The organism is Pedobacter nototheniae (genome assembly GCF_032678625.1).
Lineage (GTDB): Bacteria > Bacteroidota > Bacteroidia > Sphingobacteriales > Sphingobacteriaceae > Pedobacter > Pedobacter nototheniae_A.
In genome coordinates, this window is sequence record NZ_JAVTSO010000003.1 from 247,036 (window position 1) to 263,990 (window position 16,955).

Sequence of the window (16,955 nt, forward strand, 5' to 3'; positions counted from 1 at the left end):
AACAATGGCTCGGTCAAAAACCAAGCCATTGTTTATAATAAACTAAATTTTTAGTCAGTTAGTAACTGTTATTTAACATTACTGGCATCACAAGCATTAAAACGTCTTCATTTTCATCATTGGTTTGAGGAATTAAAAGACCAGCTCTGTTTGGAGTCGAAAGTTCTAAAGTAACTTCATCACCACTCAAATTGCTCAGCATTTCAATTAAAAAACGGGCATTAAAGCCAATTTCTAAATCTTCACCATCATATTGGCAGCTTAAGCGCTCATGTGCTTCGTTTGCAAAATCCAAATCTTCAGAAGAAATATTTAACTCGCTGCCGTTAATTTTTAATCTTACCTGATGTGTTGTTTTATTTGCAAATATAACAACACGACGCAATGTGTTCAAAAACAATCCCCTGTCTATAATTAACTTATTTGGATTATTAGTTGGAATTACCGCCTCGTAATCAGGATAGCGCTCGTCTATTAAACGACACACTAAATTTATATTTTCAAATTTAAAGAAGGCACTTGTAGCATTATAATCAACAGATACATTAATATCAGTAGAAGGTAATGCCGCTTTTAAAAGCGTTAATGCTTTTTTAGGCAGAATGAATGATGTTGCTTTATCTGCTTTGCTATCCATACGGCGGTAACGAACCAGTTTATGAGCATCTGTTGCAACAAAAGTAATGTGCTCAGGAGATAACTGGCAGTAAACACCTGTCATTGCCGGACGCAACTCATCGTTACTTACCGCAAAAATGGTTTTGGTTATCGCTTCCGTTAAAACAGATGCAGGCAAGTTTACAGAAGAAGCGTTTTCTACAACCGGAATTTTTGGAAAATCGTCTCCATTCTCTCCGCTCAATTTATATTTACCATCGCCTGCACTAATTTCAATAGCAAATGAAGCATCATCAATATTGAAAGCGATTGGCTGATCAGGTAAAGTTTTAAGTGTATCTAATAAAATTTTTGATGGAACAGCTACTTTACCTTCTTCTTTTGATTCAACAGGCAAAGAAGTTGTCATACTGGTTTGCAAATCGGTAGCCGATATGGTTAAATTACCGTCTTTAATTTCAAACAGGAAATTTTCCAATATAGGTAAAACTGTACTGCTGCTTGACGCACCATTTACAGTTTGCAGGTGTTTTAATAAAGTTGATGTGGATACAATAAATCTCATGATATCATTTAGTCTTCTTCAAAAATATAAAAATTATTTAGCGTACTTGTACTTACGGTAATAATGTTGAAAAATTGCGAACAATATTAACAATAGCAATGGAGCAATAATATTAACCATTTGCCAGGTTGTCTTTTCCAATTTCAATTTAGCCTTATCTAAAAGCCTGATTTTAACCTCTTTATTACGCAAAGCAATTAAATTATCGTCATCAGTAAAGTAATCGACAATATTTAACAGTAAAGCCTTGTTTCCATAAGTAATTTTAGAATATCGGTCGTAACCTAATGGTAATGGCGAACCATCTTTCTCAACAACCTGATTTTTAAACACATCTCCGTCTCCGATAACGATCATTTTTGATGGTTTACCAATATTGTTGGTGCTGTATGCGGCAGCAATTCCTGGAGGCAAGGGCCTTCCGGCAAATACTGAAGGGAAATTTCCTTCAAGCAACAAACCTACATTTTTTGGGGTATGATGAAAACTCCTTGGATCAGGCTGCTCTGCCACCATTTGTAAAGAAAACAATTTTGGCACTTCAAAAACCTTGTTAAAAGCCGAGGTGGTTAAAACATAAGATTTAGCAATCCCCTTTACACCAATGGAATCAACTGTGCTCGGAAACTCAGCTTTAATCCCATCCAAGTTTTTAACCATGCTATGCAAGGTATCGGGCAACAATATAGGATAATACAGCCAGGGCACCATTTGTATCTGGCTCTGCCCCCCAACACGGCCAGTAGCTACTGGAATTTCAGCACAATTTGCATCAGCAATTACGTTGTAATTGATCCTGGCGCCATACATAAAAAGCATGTCGTCAAGATTTAGGTTGCTATTAAATACCATTTGGCCGCCACTTCCCCTCAAACTATCTAAATCTGCATTTACCTGATCAATGCTCCATACCACCCGGCCACCATTCAATATAAAATAGTTTATTTTATACTTTTCAGCCTCGGTAAAAGCTTTTTTAGGTTTGGCAATAACCATTAAGTTTAATTTATCGAGCCCCGCTTTATCAATGCTGTTCAAATTAATGCGCCCCACTTCATAACTGTTGGATAAGGTGTGAATGGCATCGTTTAACTGCAAATCTGATAATTCGCCATTTACCTCGGTAAATCCAATACGCGGATTTTTACCGGTGATTACCTTTTTAAGGCTGGAAGTAAAAGTATATTCCAGGTTTTCAATGGAGTTATTTATATTTTCTTCGTAACTACGTCCGGGGTCAAGGTTTTGGAAAAGTTTAACTGGTAATTGCTTTCCGTCACTTTCTATCATGGCCATTGGGAAAACAATTTTCTGTGTTAAGCCACTTTCTGTTTTAACACTTAAGCTGGTTGCTTCAATTCCATTCAGGAATAAATTATTAATTACCGTATCCTGATCTGCCTGGTTTAAACCAGCAACAGGATCCACAAAAACAATCTTTAACTCTGTTTTTGAGTAGGCTTTATAGTCAGCAAGTAAATCTTTAACGGCAGCTTTTAGTCGTTTAAAGGCAGGAGGAAGTTCTCCATCTAAAAAAACGGTAATTATAATTGGTTTATCCGTAGATTTTAAAATCTTTTTTGTTTTGTCGTTTAATGTGAACCGTTTATCCGCAGTAAAATCGAAACGGTGGTAAAGGTATTGTCCAGCTATGTTAAGCACTAACAAAGCCATAATGACCAACGCTACATTTACCCATTTGCTTTTATTGTTCATTATTTCCTCCCTCCCGTTGCTAATTTGGTAAACAATAAAAAAAGGATGGAAAAAGTAATGAAATAGATCAAATCACGCGTATCCAGTACTCCCCTGCTTATCGATTGATAGTGTTCATTGATCCCTAAAGCGGTTAAGTTGGATTCGATAGCTTGTAAACTGATCATTTTACTGACCGAATCAAAACCGCTAAAGCATACAAAACAAAGGAATACGGAAATGGCAAAGGCAATAACCTGGTTTTTAGTTAGTGAAGATGAAAAAATTCCGATGGAGGTAAAAGCTGTACCTAACAGAAATAAACCCGTGTAAGAACCAATTACAGCGCCCGAATCTATATTTCCTTTTGGAAACCCTAATTGATAAACAGAATAATAATAAACGATTGTAGGTATTAAAGCAAAAAGAACCAATACCAAACTGGCCAGGTATTTAGCACCAATAATCTGCCAAAGGGTTATTGGCCTTGTTACTAACAGTTCGTAAGTTCCTTCGCGTTTTTCTTCTGCAAAAGAACGCATAGTAATAGCCGGAATTAAAAACATAAATAAGTAAGGCACCAGGCTAAAAAAACCGCTTAACTCGGCATAACCATAATCTAAAACAGAAGTATCAGGAAAAAACCACAATAAAAGACCGGAAACCAGTAAAAAAACACCAATGGTAATATAGGCGACCATGGAATTTAAAAAACTGAATAATTCGCGTTTAAAAACTGCGTACATAGATAATCAAAAGGTCGAAGTTAATTAATTATTCGTGCAAAATAAACTTTATAAGTGGAAGCGAAATAATAATCCGGAAAAATATTGAACAAAAAAAATCCCGGTAAAACCGGGACTTTTTAAAAATTTTATGGGTTTTAGAAAGAAAAACCAACACCTACAGAAATAACACTATTTTTTAATTTAACATTGCCATTTCCTTCAGGAAGAATGTTACTTAAACCTAAACCATATCCAGCGTGAATATTTAAACCGTTATTCAATTGGAAACCGCCTAAGAAATTCACACCAAAATCCCCACGTCTTAAACCTAAATCGTCTTCACCTAAATTGTCCTCAGACTTACCGAATTTAATATCAGCAGATTGATCTCCAACTTTCAGTTTACCACTTATAGCCATCGCATAATAAGGACCAGCGCCGATAAAAACTTTACCTGCATCACCTGTTTTAAAGCTTACAACGGCATTTACAGGAATTTCAATATACATGGTATTGATCTTAGCCGATAATGTTGTACCGGCCAAATTTGATTCTTTACCACCTTTACCGATTAATGATAAACCTGGTTGAACAGAAAACATTTCACTTACAGGAATATCTACTGTACCGCCAACGTAAAAGGAAGTTGTTGATTTGTTAAACGCAGTTTCACCTCCAGCATCAGAGCCTGATGTTGTCAATGATGGAAAAGTTACACCGGCTTTTACGCCAAATTTAACCGGACTGGTTTGAGCTGAAGCTGCAAGACCAAGTCCTGCAACCATTAATAAAGATAACGTTAATTTTTTCATCTGATTTTTTTGTAAAAAATTGTTTTTAGTTAGGTGAATAGACACCATAATTTTACAAATGTTACAGATAAAAATTAAAAACTAACAAAATAGTTAAAACGAGTAGTTGTAAAGATGGCTGCTCAGCAAAAAATGCCTCAATTATAAAAATTCAGCCCGATTTACTTTTCTAAAACCGAAGAGTATATTACCCACAAGAATCTAAGGTGTTATTCTGAATTTGGTTTGCAATTTGGATCAGGCAGTAAGTTTTCTGAAAATATCTTCCAGCGAAATTCCCTGATGTGCTTCTTTAATCCCTTGCAATGAATCAGAAGCCACAATTTTCCCTTGGCTGATAATAATAATGTCATCGCAAATGGCTTCTACTTCCTGCATAATATGTGTAGAAATAATTACTGTTTTAGCGGCCCCTAAGGTTTTAATTAAAGCCCTGATATCAACCAGCTGATTAGGATCAAGGCCTGAAGTTGGTTCATCCAGAATTAACACTTCAGGATCATGAATAATGGCCTGTGCTAAACCTACTCTTTGACGATAACCCTTCGATAACATGCCAATTTTTTTATGTTGTTCGGGCGTTAAGCCCACCAACTTAATTACCTCTTCTACACGGGCTTGCAAATTGGCTATTTCATAAGTCTGCCCAACAAAATTTAAATACTCCTTTACATACATATCTGTATAAAGTGGTGTATTTTCAGGAAGGTAGCCAATATGTTTCTTAGCTTCTATTGCTTGTGTTTGTATATTCTTGCCATAAATTTCAGCCCTGCCCGAAGTTGGTTCAAGGTAACCGGTCAGCATTCGCATGGTTGTGGATTTACCTGCACCGTTTGGACCTAAAAAACCTAAAATACGACCTGGATTTGCCTTAAAGCTGATGTCATTTACGGCTTTTTGACTGGCAAAATGTTTTGATAATTTATTTACAACAATACTCACAGTCAAATATGCAATTATTTAAGGCATAAAAAAAGGATACATAATTGAATGTATCCTTTTTTGACAATAGATTAAAGCTCTAATTAGTTAAAATCTTTCTGTACTTTTTTAGCCGTTGATTTACCTGGAAGATAAATTTGGAAACCAACACCTAAGTTAAGGTTGTGTGCATATGCACTGCTACCGAAACCTACAACACCCTGGTATTTTAACAAAGTTTCTAAACCAACGTTTCTGGTAACAAAGTAAGTAAAACCAGGACCAAAGCTAAAACCTAAACCATTGGTAGAACCACCGCCAGATAAGTTTCTTCCAGAAATACCTACAGTAGCTTCACCAAAGAAACGGCTGTGATTAGCCAGTTCATTAGCGCCTTTTGATCCATAATAACGACCTAAAGCACCAACGCCATAATTAATGGTTGTACCAAGGCCTTTACCCGGTGTTTCTACGCCAAAAGAAACATCACCACCTAAAGCTAAACCATCCTGAATAAACCAAGCTGCTTTTGGGTTAAGGGTTAAACTGAATGCATTTGGTTTATCTAAAGCGAAATTGATGTTTGATAAGTTTGCACCGATCATAACATCTCCTTTTGAAATTTGAGCTTTTGCTGATAAAGTAACTACTGACGCTGTTAATAATGTAATTAATAGTTTTTTCATAATGTAAATGTGTAATGTATATAATTGTTTATTAGTAAGCTTAAACTATTGGCTTTGTAGCCAAATTAACATTATGGGATGCTGTACTTACTTTTGCTTAGGGGGCACAAAAGTAGTATTTAAAACTTAATTAACAAATGGAGACGAAATATGTTTGTTGTATCTGAATTTATTTAGTTGCTCTGCGGTTTGGGCTAAATTATCGCCCGATAAAATATCGGCACCATTATTAACTAAATGATAGTAAACCATTTTTGCCGGGCTTGCCTTGGCGCTTTTATCAATATTGCCCATTGTGCCCAAAATTGTGGTAATGCCCTTATCATGAAGGTATTTATAAAAATCCTTATCAGGTGCAGAAACGCCTACAAATGCAACAATACGGTTATTTGGAATGCCCAAACTATTTAAACGTTTCAGTTCTGATTTCTTTTGTACAGAAGCCGAAATCATTAAATCTGGTGCCAGCTGATGAACTTCCTGTGCCTGATTGGCGGTATAAGTGATTATAATGGAATTGCTTTCAACCTTATATTGCCTTACTTTTTCGATCACCTTTGCATACGAAACCCCTTTCTTTAAATCTATAGTAAGCAGCACTTTTCCTTTAGACCAGCTGAGCACACTATCTAAAACCGGGATTTTAAACTTCGTTTCATTTCCTTCGTTATCTTTTAAATTAAAAGCTTTTAATTCTTCATAGGTGTAATTTCCAATTGGCCCTTTTCCGGTCGAAGTTCTGTCCAGGTTGTCATCGTGCATAATTACCATTACCGAATCTTTACTGTAAGCAATATCAAACTCTATAACAACAGGATTATAAGTTGTTGCATGGTCGAAAGTTTCAATACAATTTTCAGGAAAGCCGGGCATTGGGCCACCACGGTGGGCGCTGATTAATGGAAAACGCTCCGGGGTCCAGTTTAAGAATGTGTACAATTCGCCAGTGCTTTTAAAGTTGATGTAATGATGGACCACTTCTCCCTGTTTACAAGAAGCCAAAGCAAACAGTAAAGCTAAAATGATTAACCGTTGAAATTTCATGCTTCAAAAGTAAGGTAAATTGATTAATTGTTGTATTGCTTAATCATCGAAATATTTATTGTGGCTGGACAATCTTAATGGTTTCCCCTGCCTTGCCATTTAAACCCGATTGCAGCACCCCAAGAATTACAGTCATTGCTTTTCTAAAAATTTTTAAATCCTACAAGGCATTTAAGCTCATGCGTTACTCACAAAATATTAAAATCAATAATCCTTAAATCCTGTTTAAAAACCTTCAGTCTTATACCTTTAAACCCTCCGCCTTTTTATTATATTTGCTGCATTATGGCAAAAAGTAACGACGAACAATTTAAAAATGTAATATCACACGCTAAGGAATATGGTTTTGTATTTCAAAGCAGCGAAATATACGATGGCCTTAGTGCCGTTTATGATTATGGCCAATTGGGTGCCGAATTAAAAAACAACATTAAAACATACTGGTGGAAAGCCATGGTGCAAATGCATGAAAACATTGTAGGCATTGATTCTGCAATTTTTATGCATCCTAAAGTGTGGAAGGCCAGCGGGCACGTTGATGGTTTTAACGACCCGATGATTGACAATAAGGATTCGAAAAAACGTTACCGCGCCGATCAGTTACTGGAAGATAAAATTGCCCGTTATGAAAAGGATGGCAAAACAGAGAAGGCTGCAAAATTGCAGGCAGATATGGATACAGCCTTAACTGCGGAGGATTTACCTCAGTTAAAAGTTTTAATTGAAGAACATGACATTGTTTGCCCGGTAAGCGGTACAAAAAACTGGACCGATGTACGCCAGTTTAACCTGATGTTTAGCACACAGTTTGGTGCAATGGCAGAAGGTAGTGATGAGGTTTATCTTCGTCCTGAAACTGCGCAGGGTATTTTCGTAAACTTTTTAAATGTTCAGAAATCGGGAAGGATGAAAATCCCTTTCGGCATTGCCCAAATTGGAAAAGCATTTAGAAACGAAGTAATTGCCCGCCAGTTCATTATGCGTATGCGCGAGTTTGAACAAATGGAGATGCAATTTTTTGTTCGCCCAGGTGAGGATAAGAAATGGTTTGAATACTGGAAAGAAGCACGCTTAAAATGGCACCAGGCTTTGGGTACTTCTCCTGATAAATACCGTTACCACGACCATGTAAAATTAGCGCATTACGCCAATGCTGCAACTGATATTGAATTTGAATTCCCGTTCGGGTTTAAAGAAGTTGAAGGTATCCACAGTCGTACTGATTTTGACTTGAAACAACACCAGGAGTTTTCTGGCAAGAAAATGCAATATTTTGACAACGATTTAAACGAAGAAGGCAAACCATATGGCAACTATGTACCGTATGTAATTGAAACTTCGATTGGTTTAGACCGCATGTTCTTATTAACCATGATTAATGCATTTGAAGAACAGGATTTAAGCACTGCGGATAAACAGGACAGCCGTACTTTATTACGCCTGCACCCTGCCCTTGCGCCAGTTAAGGTAGCGATATTCCCATTAACCAAAAAAGATGGTTTACCGGAAAAAGCCCGCGAGATTATGGACAGCCTGAAGTTTGATTTCAATTGCATATACGAAGAGAAAGATGCGATTGGCAAACGTTACCGCCGTCAGGATGCTGTAGGTACACCATTTTGCATTACAGTAGATCACCAAAGCTTAGAAGACAATACAGTTACCATTCGTCATCGCGACAGTATGGAACAGGAACGTGTTGCCATTACCGATTTAGAGAAAATTATTGGCGATAAGGTAAGCTGGAAAACTTTATTATCGAATTAATTGATTTTTAAGATGTAATCATGAGAATTTTCAAAACGTTTGCCTTGTTTGTATTTGTTGCTGCGATTGCACTAACTTCTTGTAAAAAGGACATCAACTATCATCCTGAATGGGATAAACCGATAGTGGCTGATGCTGCAATGAGTGCAAAAGTTGATGGAACTTATACTGCCTTTACAGCACAGGCTACGTTAATAACAGGAAGTCCTTTGGGTAAAACACTAACCATTATAGGCAAAAACGGAGATAAAATAATAACAGTGGCCATATATGATTTTAAAGGTGCTGGTGTATATAGTATTGATGATCTTGCTCAGGCATCTTACAATCAGGACTTAACACCAAGCGGTTCATTTATGTCATCAACAGGAAGTGTTATTGTTACCAGCTCTACCGGCACCAATATTAAAGGTACGTTTACTTTTGTTGCGCCAAATGAAGATTCTCAAATCAATACCACTAAAACAGTTACAGAAGGCAGTTTTAACCTTGCCTACTCAACCATGTAATTGTTTTTTCAAATTATACAGCCGCAGTTTAGTAAACTGCGGCTGTTTTATTTTTCAAAGTTTATTATATCTTCGGAAAACAAATCTCTATTAAGCACCTCATGCAAAGATTCAAATTCTCTATTTTAACCCTATCTATATTTTGTTTATCATTTTCTGCCTGTAAAAAAGACATCAACTACCATACTGAATGGAACAAACCCTTGCCTGAAACCGAATCTTTAAGTGGCAAAATCAATGAAATCCAGTTCGAAAGCACACTTATAACAGCCCAGCTCTATACTACTACACCAAATTTAACGATGCAGATTATGGGCATGAAAAATGCCTCCGGCTTTAGCTTAATGCTGAATAATTATCACGGTGCAGGCGATTACGCCATTGAAAAAGATGAGGCAATTTGCTCATTTATAGACGTGCCTACCGACCCTTACAATGCGGCTTATATGGGGGAGAGCGGCACTGTAAAAGTAATTTCCGTAACGGATAAAAACATTAAAGGTACTTTCCAGTTTATCGGAACAAGTTTCGGTGGCAGTTCAAAAACAATTACTGAGGGTAAATTTTCTGTAAACTATATGAAATTTTAACGTACAGCTAAATTACCCGAACATGAATCATTCTAAAAAAATTGCCACAGTCATTATCCTGATGCTTTTTTCATGCTTAGCTATTTTCGCGCAGCAAGCACAAAAAACAAAATTTAATGTAATTGCTTTTTACACGGCTAAAAACGATCAGGCACATATTAGTTATGTACACGAAGCCAATAAATGGTTTCCTGAAATGGCTAAAAAATATCACTTCAGTTACGATTCTACAGCAAACTGGAGTAATTTAAATGCCGGGTTTCTGTCGAAATACAAGGTGGTTTTGTTTTTAGATACCCGCCCTGAAGAACCTGCCCAGCGTGAAGCTTTTCGAAAATACATGGAAAATGGCGGTGGTTGGATGGGCTTTCATTTTTCGGCTTTTGCATTGGAAAAGTCTGCTTACGATACAAACTGGGATTGGTACCATAACATTTTTTTGGCTTCTGGAGCTTATGGCAGTAATACCTGGCGGCCTACTTCGGCTACATTAAAAGTAGAAAACAGAAAACATCCGGTGACTAAAAGTCTGCCCAAAACATTTAAAGCACAACCAAACGAATGGTACAGGTGGCAAAATGATTTAAGGAAGAACCCAGATATTGATATTTTACTTTCCATAGATTCAACAAGCTTTCCATTAGGAACCGGACCCAAAGAACATGAAATTTGGCGCAATGGTTATTACCCCGTTGTTTGGACCAATAAAAACTATAAAATGCTTTATGTAAATATGGGGCACAACGATATTGATTACGAGCACAAATTTGATAAAACCAACAAAACACTATCGTATACCTTTGATAACAAGATCCAAAACAGAATGATTATGAATGCATTAATCTGGCTTGGTACAGGGAAAAGAATTAATTAATATACGAATAGGTAATCATTTAGTCACAAAAGCCCAAATGCGCCAACATATTCCCTGTTTTTTTCTTTGAATATTATATTTGTTTAAAGTCCATAATCACTGATATGAAAATTCCACAGAAGTTTTTTGCCCGTCAACACGAAATTGCAGCAGATTTTTTGAAAGAATTGGATAAACATTTGGACGATGTTGTTTCTGGCAGAGCCACAGAGATGTTTGAGGTTAGAGATTTTGCAGCGCTTATCCATGTTCATCCAACACATCTAAGTAATACGATTAAATCGGCCACAGGGCATTCTCCATGCTTTTTTTTCGAAGAGCGGTTAATGGATATTTCAAAATCCATGTTGCAAAACGTAAGTATGCCCATTTCAGAAATTGCAAGGATTCTTACTTATGACCCATCAAATTTCACTAAATTCTTTAAACATTTCTCGGGGCAAACTCCAAAACAATATCGTGAAGCTTATTTCCAATCTTTAGCACAAAAAAAGGAAGTTGTCACCATATAAAACTTAAACTGTCACCATTTTAACTTAACTACTCACCATTTTAATCCTTAATTTGGACATACCTTTGTTTATCAAATTAATAGAAAATGGAAACACAAAATAAAATTGCCCTGATCACCGGTGGTAGCCGCGGGTTGGGAAAAAATGCGGCTTTAAAAATCGCAGCTAAGGGTATTGATGTGATTGTAACTTATCAATCGAAAAAAGAAGACGCCGAAAATACTGTCGCAGAAATTAAAAAATTAGGTGTAAATGCTGCTGCTTTACAATTGAGTGTAAACGATGCCACATCTTTTGATACTTTTTTTACCGAAGTTAAGTCCCTTCTAAAATCAGCTTTTAACGCAGATAAAATAGATTTCCTGGTAAATAATGCAGGAGTTGGTACCCACGCATCATTTGCAGAAACCACTGAAGAACAGTTTGATAACTTAGTAAACATTCACTTTAAAGGGCCTTTCTTTTTAACACAGAAAGCATTAGCGCTATTAAATGATGGTGGCGGCATTATTAATATTTCAACCGGTTTAGCAAGATTCAGCTTACCTGGATATGCAGCTTACGCATCAATGAAAGGCGCTATGGAAACTTTAACAAAGTATCAGGCTAAAGAATTGGGAGCAAGAGGCATCAGATCTAATATTGTAGCACCTGGAGCAATAGAAACCGATTTTAGCGGCGGTGCGGTTCGCGATAACGAACAACTAAACAAAATGATTTCGGCACAAACCGCTTTGGGCCGTGCAGGTGTACCTGATGATATTGGTGGTTTGGTTGCTTTTTTATGTACCGAAGAAGCAAGATGGATTAATGCACAACGCATTGAGGCATCGGGCGGTATGTTTTTATAACCAAAAAAACACAAAAGGCATTAAATTTAATGCCTTTTGTGTTTTATAAAAATTTTTCACATTCACGGCCAGCCATTTACAACCTGGTTCCATACCACTCATGTTGATCTACCCGGGTAATTTCGGGCTGACCAATTTCCGTAAGCAGCCTTCGCGCACCTACCAAGGTAAGCGTTTGGTGTTCATCATAGTTTGCTGCACTGGGTACAATGCTATTAACTCTAACCATACCAGCCGCCTGTATAAATATTCCATTGCCCATGTAAATAGCTGTATGCGTAACCCTGCCGCCACTTATGCCTCTGCGTTTTGCAGCTGAAAAGAACATTAAATCGCCTGGTAATAAATTTTTAAGGCATTTAGCCACGCTAATGGTATCGTTTTCCAAAACATCAATTTCCTTTCCAATTAAAGCTTGTTGCGATGCATCACGTGGAATAATGATGCCATTTAAAAAGTAACTTGTTTTTGTAAAACCACTACAATCCACTCCTTTTATTGAAGTACCGCCCCACAAATATGGCACGCCTATTAGTGTTTTGGCTGTTGCTAAAATGGCATCTGCAGCGGGATTAGCCCTTTTTTCCCAATCAGAAAGCACCATGGCTTCCTGTTTTTTAATGTAACCCAACCGCTGATCGGGAAAAACCACTTTATAAAAACCTTTTTCCTCGCCGCCTAAAACTAAAATATTACCCTTCACCAAATCAGAAACGCGATCTGACCCCAAATTGGGCTTCGAGAAAGCATGTCCAAAATCTGCTATATAAATAATCCTTTTAGCACTTTTCCAATGCTCAAAGCCTTGTTTATCCATTAAACTTACAGCAGCACCATCAGTCCAGGAAATATAGCCATCAGGGGTACGAACTAAGTAATAACCTGCTTGTTTTTTCAAAACCTGCACCGGTGTGCCTAAAATCATTTGCGTCATCATTTCTGCCGAATTTTGAGGAAAAGCCCTGTTGTTGCAAACGGATAGATTTGCCAATCCATATTCATATCCGTTTAACAATGTAGAAGGCAATAACTGCGTGGTGCCTTTTAATCCTGGGAGCTCTTTTGTTCGCTTATTAAATTCCTGTAAAGCTTTTTCTGAAGTGCTTTCTACCAGAACGCTATCATCTTTAATACGAACATTAAAATAAATGCTGCGCTTATCTGGTGCATATTCCTTTTGAACCTGTTTGGCAATTGTTTTAATTAAAGTGGTATCTGTTTGTGCTTTGAGGCCAAAACAGTAAAGCAGGCACAAGAAAACAATAAATATTTTTTTCATAATTACAGAAGCTAAAATACACATAATCTAAGTTCAGCAGCTTTAAGTTGCTGTAACTAATTGCTTACGGGGATCTTGTGTTAAAACCAAACTTGAAAAAATAAATAGTTTTAAATTGCGTTATGCATAAAAAACAATCATGTTGCGCCATTTTCTTATTCTGATTCTCATCACCTTTACTTACCCAGCATTTGCTCAGGACTGGACGGATGCAGAAATTAAAAAGGCCAATACGGCTGAAAAAGCAAACTACCTCAGCACGGAGGAAAAGAACGTTATTTTATACATGAACCTCATCCGTTTAGATGGGGAAAAGTTTTATTACACTTTTTTGGAAGATTATATTAATGCTTATAATGCCAACGTTAAAAAGTACAGAAATTACAACGAGCTTAAAATCGCCGGGAACAATCCATATTATCTCTCCCTGCTCAAAAACCTGAAAGGCATTAAAAATCTTCCGCTTTTCTATCCGGATGAGAAATTAACTTCTTTAAGCAAAAGCCATGCGATGGATTTAAACCGAAACAACAGCGATACACATGAAAGCAGTAATGGCGAAAAATTTTCTAAACGTTTATCGAAGTACTTCCCCAATAAAGCCATGAGCGAGAACATAGATTTTGGTTATTCAAAAAGCCTGGATATTGTTTGCCACCTGCTTTTAGATTGTGGTGTTCCTGCCCTGGGGCACCGCTACAATATCCTGGATCAAAAATATAAATTAAATACTGTTGGCGTAAACATTCAGCCACATCCTTCGTTTAATTATTGTACAGTTATTGATTTTGTTGCGCAACCAAATTTTTACGCCCGCAACCAATAATAATAGTTAAATTTAATTGGAAATTGTTTAAAACTATATCAATAATATCTATGTAGAGATAGAAAATAACAGTTTGCGTGCTAACTAAAATAACCTGATTTTTATAATCGCAAAACACTAATAAAAACATAAACATGAGCGAAAAGAAAAAACTAACAAGCGCATCTGGCATTCCGTATGCGAATAACGAAGATAGCATGACAGTTGGTCCAAGAGGACCAATATTAGTACAGGATTTCATTTTACATGAAAAAATGTTTCACTTTAACCGCGAACGTATCCCTGAGCGTGTGGTACATGCGAAAGGCTCTGGCGCTTATGGTACTTTTACGGTTACGCACGACATTACTAAATATACTAAAGCCAAGCTCTTCTCAGAAATTGGCAAGCAAACCAAAACCTTTTTGCGTTTTTCTACTGTTGGTGGAGAAAAGGGCTCGGCCGATAGTGAACGTGATCCAAGGGGTTTTGCACTAAAATTTTATACGGAAGATGGCAACTGGGATTTAGTAGGAAACAATACGCCCGTTTTCTTTGTAAAAGACCCTAAAAAGTTTGGTGATTTTATTCACACACAGAAGCGCGATCCACAAACCAATACAAAAAGTCCAACCATGATGTGGGATTTCTGGAGTTTAAATCCCGAAAGCTTACACCAGGTTTTAATTTTAATGAGCGATAGGGGAACGCCATTTTCTTACCGCCACATGGATGGTTTTGGCAGCCACACTTTCTCTTTCTATAATGAGCAACATGAACGTTTTTATGTGAAATTTCACTTTAAAACCAAACAGGGCATTCAGAATTTCACCAATGATGAAGCGGTAGATATGAAAGCACAGGATCCGGATCATGCACAACGCGATTTATTCGAAGCCATTGAAAGAGGCGAATTTCCAAAATGGACTTTATCTGTTCAGATTATGCCTTTTGAAGAAGCGAAGAATTACCATTTAAACCCTTTTGATTTAACTAAAGTTTGGCCACACGGTGATTATCCTTTAATTGAAGTTGGGGAGTTGGAATTAAATCAAAATCCGGATAATTATTTTGCCCATGTAGAACAAGCTGCTTTTGCACCTGCGCACGTAGTTGATGGCATTTATTATTCACCAGATAAAATGTTACAGGGACGAATTTTATCTTACCCGGATGCACAACGTTACCGTTTAGGTGGTAATTACGAGCAAATCCCTGTAAACCGCTGCCCGTATATGACCAACAACTATCAACGCGACGGACAAATGCGCATTGACGGAAATGGTGGTTCAGCACCTAATTATTTCCCTAATAGTTTTGATGACATTGAAGTGGACCAAAGTTACGACCAGCCGGCATGGCCATTAGACTCATTACTGGCAGACAATTACGATCGTAATGCTGAAGGCGAAAACGATCATTATACCCAACCAGGAAATCTTTACCGTTTAATGGATCCACAAGCTAAAGAAAATACTGTAAAAAATATTGTAGGTGCTATGGGAGGCATTAATGGAGCGAAGAAAGATGAAATTGTTAACCGCCAGTTGTGCCATTGGTTCAGGGCTGATATGGGCTTAGGGCTTGCAATTGCAAAAGGACTTGATTTAAACCTTGATCAGGCAATGGAAGGCATGGTTCACCCGGATCCGGCACATAAAGCAACAAATAAATAATTTAAATCACAAAAAAGCCCGGTTAATCAACCGGGCTTTTTTTGATTAACCCAGTCAAAGAATAAGCAGGTATAAATACAGCTAAAAGAAATTCTGGGACGTAGTATTACTTCTTTTTCTCTAATAACCTTCAACATACATCTTATGGTTTAATTTCTGCATTTATCATAAATGTATCATTTATGTGGTTATACTTTGTTTTTCCATAAATGAACTGCACATTTGTTTATATGCAAAATTATAAAAACCTGTTTACCAACCCCATTTGGGCCTTTATCATAAAGGATCAGGATTTTGCTGTGTTTCGCCGATTTTATGGAGAAAACTATTCATTAGGTTTCAGCTTCCAAATTTCCAGTAAAGACTTTATTAATTAAGCCCCGGTTAGATTATTCTTTTTTTAACTCCGGGGGATAAACCTCCGCCGGCTTTGCCTTATGTGTTTTTTTCAAAACGCAATTATACTTTCATTTTATTATTTAAAAATATATACCATGAACAAGAAATCTATTTTGTTATCCAAAAGTGATTACAAGTTTTTAAACACACACTTGGAGAAATCCGCCCTCAGCAATTACAATAAAGAAAAATTGATGGCAGAAATTAAAGAAGCTACAATATTTAATGATGACGAACTGCCTGAAGATGTGGTTTGCTTAAACACTGAAGCTAAAATTATTAATACGGACAATAAACAGGAATTTACCTTTAAAATTGTTGAACCGGGAATGGCTGATATTAAAAGTCAGAGAGTATCTGTTTTTGCCCCCATCAGCATCGCGCTCTTTGGCTATCAAACCGGAGACATTATTAACTGGGAAATGCCCGATGGAATTAAAGAGTTTAAAATACTAAATGTTAAAAAACTTTCTGCCGCCTAAAACCATCATAAACAGTTACATTGAGCCTGTCGAAACGATTTAACCAGATTTAATAATCTTCGGCAGGCTCAATAATAACAAATCTAAATTCAGGGATGCAACCACATAAAAATTTAATTGGTAAATTGCACCAAAATAT

Annotated in this window: 17 protein-coding genes; 9 read left to right on the forward strand and 8 right to left on the reverse strand. The window is 36.9% G+C overall.

All coding sequences use genetic code 11. The annotated features are described in order from the left end of the window. Positions 1-58 precede the first annotated feature (58 nt). The 7 genes from dnaN to R2Q77_RS11295 form a co-directional block, all read right to left on the reverse strand. Positions 59-1,183 carry a DNA polymerase III subunit beta gene (dnaN, locus tag R2Q77_RS11265; RefSeq protein ID WP_131539864.1) on the reverse strand — a complete coding sequence of 375 codons (1,125 nt, stop codon included), beginning with the start codon at positions 1,181-1,183 and terminating at the stop codon, positions 59-61. Between the two features lie 33 nt (positions 1,184-1,216). Then, positions 1,217-2,899, reverse strand: coding sequence for a gliding motility-associated ABC transporter substrate-binding protein GldG (gldG, locus tag R2Q77_RS11270; RefSeq protein ID WP_316803839.1), 1,683 nt, complete (start codon positions 2,897-2,899; stop codon positions 1,217-1,219). Further along, a complete protein-coding gene (gene gldF / locus R2Q77_RS11275) occupies positions 2,899-3,624 on the reverse strand; it encodes a gliding motility-associated ABC transporter permease subunit GldF (RefSeq protein ID WP_316803840.1) in 726 nt (241 codons plus the stop codon). Before gldF ends, gldG begins: the two co-directional genes overlap by 1 nt. A gap of 137 nt (positions 3,625-3,761) precedes the next feature. Continuing rightward, the gene (locus R2Q77_RS11280) at positions 3,762-4,418 is read right to left on the reverse strand and encodes a porin family protein (protein WP_316803841.1); all 657 of its coding nucleotides are present in this window, start codon (positions 4,416-4,418) and stop codon (positions 3,762-3,764) included. A 237-nt stretch (positions 4,419-4,655) separates the two neighbouring features. Further along, a complete protein-coding gene (locus R2Q77_RS11285) occupies positions 4,656-5,363 on the reverse strand; it encodes an ATP-binding cassette domain-containing protein (protein WP_316804132.1) in 708 nt (235 codons plus the stop codon). Positions 5,364-5,446: 83 nt separating this feature from the next. Beyond that, on the reverse strand, positions 5,447-6,028 hold the full coding sequence (locus R2Q77_RS11290) for a hypothetical protein (protein WP_316803842.1): 582 nt from the start codon (positions 6,026-6,028) through the stop codon (positions 5,447-5,449). A 126-nt stretch (positions 6,029-6,154) separates the two neighbouring features. After that, positions 6,155-7,072, reverse strand: coding sequence for a glycerophosphodiester phosphodiesterase family protein (locus R2Q77_RS11295; protein WP_316803843.1), 918 nt, complete (start codon positions 7,070-7,072; stop codon positions 6,155-6,157). A gap of 285 nt (positions 7,073-7,357) precedes the next feature. Between R2Q77_RS11295 and R2Q77_RS11300 the strand changes: the two genes are divergently transcribed. From R2Q77_RS11300 to R2Q77_RS11325, 6 genes are all read left to right on the forward strand, one after another. Next, positions 7,358-8,839 (forward strand): glycine--tRNA ligase, encoded by a 1,482-nt coding sequence (locus R2Q77_RS11300; RefSeq protein WP_316803844.1) that lies wholly within the window; start codon positions 7,358-7,360, stop codon positions 8,837-8,839. Positions 8,840-8,859: 20 nt separating this feature from the next. Next, positions 8,860-9,348: a DUF6252 family protein gene (locus R2Q77_RS11305; protein WP_316803845.1), complete on the forward strand. Its 489-nt coding sequence runs from the start codon at positions 8,860-8,862 to the stop codon at positions 9,346-9,348. Positions 9,349-9,449: 101 nt separating this feature from the next. Further along, positions 9,450-9,938, forward strand: coding sequence for a DUF6252 family protein (locus R2Q77_RS11310; RefSeq protein WP_316803846.1), 489 nt, complete (start codon positions 9,450-9,452; stop codon positions 9,936-9,938). 22 nt (positions 9,939-9,960) lie between these two features. Further along, positions 9,961-10,812 (forward strand): ThuA domain-containing protein, encoded by an 852-nt coding sequence (locus tag R2Q77_RS11315; RefSeq protein ID WP_316803847.1) that lies wholly within the window; start codon positions 9,961-9,963, stop codon positions 10,810-10,812. Between the two features lie 104 nt (positions 10,813-10,916). After that, positions 10,917-11,324, forward strand: a complete 408-nt coding sequence (locus R2Q77_RS11320) for an AraC family transcriptional regulator (protein ID WP_316803848.1) — start codon at positions 10,917-10,919, stop codon at positions 11,322-11,324. An 86-nt stretch (positions 11,325-11,410) separates the two neighbouring features. Then, positions 11,411-12,175: an SDR family NAD(P)-dependent oxidoreductase gene (locus tag R2Q77_RS11325; protein ID WP_316803849.1), complete on the forward strand. Its 765-nt coding sequence runs from the start codon at positions 11,411-11,413 to the stop codon at positions 12,173-12,175. A gap of 76 nt (positions 12,176-12,251) precedes the next feature. Here R2Q77_RS11325 and R2Q77_RS11330 read toward each other — a convergent pair whose 3' ends face one another. Continuing rightward, positions 12,252-13,454, reverse strand: coding sequence for an SH3 domain-containing C40 family peptidase (locus R2Q77_RS11330; RefSeq protein ID WP_316803850.1), 1,203 nt, complete (start codon positions 13,452-13,454; stop codon positions 12,252-12,254). A gap of 139 nt (positions 13,455-13,593) precedes the next feature. Between R2Q77_RS11330 and R2Q77_RS11335 the strand changes: the two genes are divergently transcribed. The 3 genes from R2Q77_RS11335 to R2Q77_RS11345 all read left to right on the forward strand — a co-directional run bounded on the left by R2Q77_RS11335 (position 13,594) and on the right by R2Q77_RS11345 (position 16,816). Further along, positions 13,594-14,280 carry a CAP domain-containing protein gene (locus tag R2Q77_RS11335; protein WP_316803851.1) on the forward strand — a complete coding sequence of 229 codons (687 nt, stop codon included), beginning with the start codon at positions 13,594-13,596 and terminating at the stop codon, positions 14,278-14,280. 134 nt (positions 14,281-14,414) lie between these two features. After that, entirely contained in the window at positions 14,415-15,935 is a 1,521-nt protein-coding gene (locus R2Q77_RS11340; protein ID WP_316803852.1) for a catalase, read from the forward strand. 494 nt (positions 15,936-16,429) lie between these two features. Continuing rightward, positions 16,430-16,816 carry a GreA/GreB family elongation factor gene (locus R2Q77_RS11345; protein ID WP_316803853.1) on the forward strand — a complete coding sequence of 129 codons (387 nt, stop codon included), beginning with the start codon at positions 16,430-16,432 and terminating at the stop codon, positions 16,814-16,816. Positions 16,817-16,955 lie beyond the last annotated feature (139 nt).

Excerpts from the sequence above, each read along its gene's own strand:
- gldF (WP_316803840.1), bottom strand. The coding sequence starts at position 3,624 with ATGTACGCAGTTTTTAAACGCGAATTATTCAGTTTTTTAAATTCCATG.
- R2Q77_RS11330 (WP_316803850.1), bottom strand. The coding sequence starts at position 13,454 with ATGAAAAAAATATTTATTGTTTTCTTGTGCCTGCTTTACTGTTTTGGC.
- R2Q77_RS11300 (WP_316803844.1), top strand. The coding sequence starts at position 7,358 with ATGGCAAAAAGTAACGACGAACAATTTAAAAATGTAATATCACACGCT.
- R2Q77_RS11320 (WP_316803848.1), top strand. The coding sequence starts at position 10,917 with ATGAAAATTCCACAGAAGTTTTTTGCCCGTCAACACGAAATTGCAGCA.
- R2Q77_RS11310 (WP_316803846.1), top strand. The coding sequence starts at position 9,450 with ATGCAAAGATTCAAATTCTCTATTTTAACCCTATCTATATTTTGTTTA.
- R2Q77_RS11345 (WP_316803853.1), top strand. The coding sequence starts at position 16,430 with ATGAACAAGAAATCTATTTTGTTATCCAAAAGTGATTACAAGTTTTTA.
- R2Q77_RS11325 (WP_316803849.1), top strand. The coding sequence starts at position 11,411 with ATGGAAACACAAAATAAAATTGCCCTGATCACCGGTGGTAGCCGCGGG.
- R2Q77_RS11335 (WP_316803851.1), top strand. The coding sequence starts at position 13,594 with ATGTTGCGCCATTTTCTTATTCTGATTCTCATCACCTTTACTTACCCA.
- R2Q77_RS11280 (WP_316803841.1), bottom strand. The coding sequence starts at position 4,418 with ATGAAAAAATTAACGTTATCTTTATTAATGGTTGCAGGACTTGGTCTT.
- R2Q77_RS11315 (WP_316803847.1), top strand. The coding sequence starts at position 9,961 with ATGAATCATTCTAAAAAAATTGCCACAGTCATTATCCTGATGCTTTTT.
- R2Q77_RS11340 (WP_316803852.1), top strand. The coding sequence starts at position 14,415 with ATGAGCGAAAAGAAAAAACTAACAAGCGCATCTGGCATTCCGTATGCG.
- R2Q77_RS11305 (WP_316803845.1), top strand. The coding sequence starts at position 8,860 with ATGAGAATTTTCAAAACGTTTGCCTTGTTTGTATTTGTTGCTGCGATT.
- gldG (WP_316803839.1), bottom strand. The coding sequence starts at position 2,899 with ATGAACAATAAAAGCAAATGGGTAAATGTAGCGTTGGTCATTATGGCT.
- R2Q77_RS11295 (WP_316803843.1), bottom strand. The coding sequence starts at position 7,072 with ATGAAATTTCAACGGTTAATCATTTTAGCTTTACTGTTTGCTTTGGCT.
- dnaN (WP_131539864.1), bottom strand. The coding sequence starts at position 1,183 with ATGAGATTTATTGTATCCACATCAACTTTATTAAAACACCTGCAAACT.
- R2Q77_RS11290 (WP_316803842.1), bottom strand. The coding sequence starts at position 6,028 with ATGAAAAAACTATTAATTACATTATTAACAGCGTCAGTAGTTACTTTA.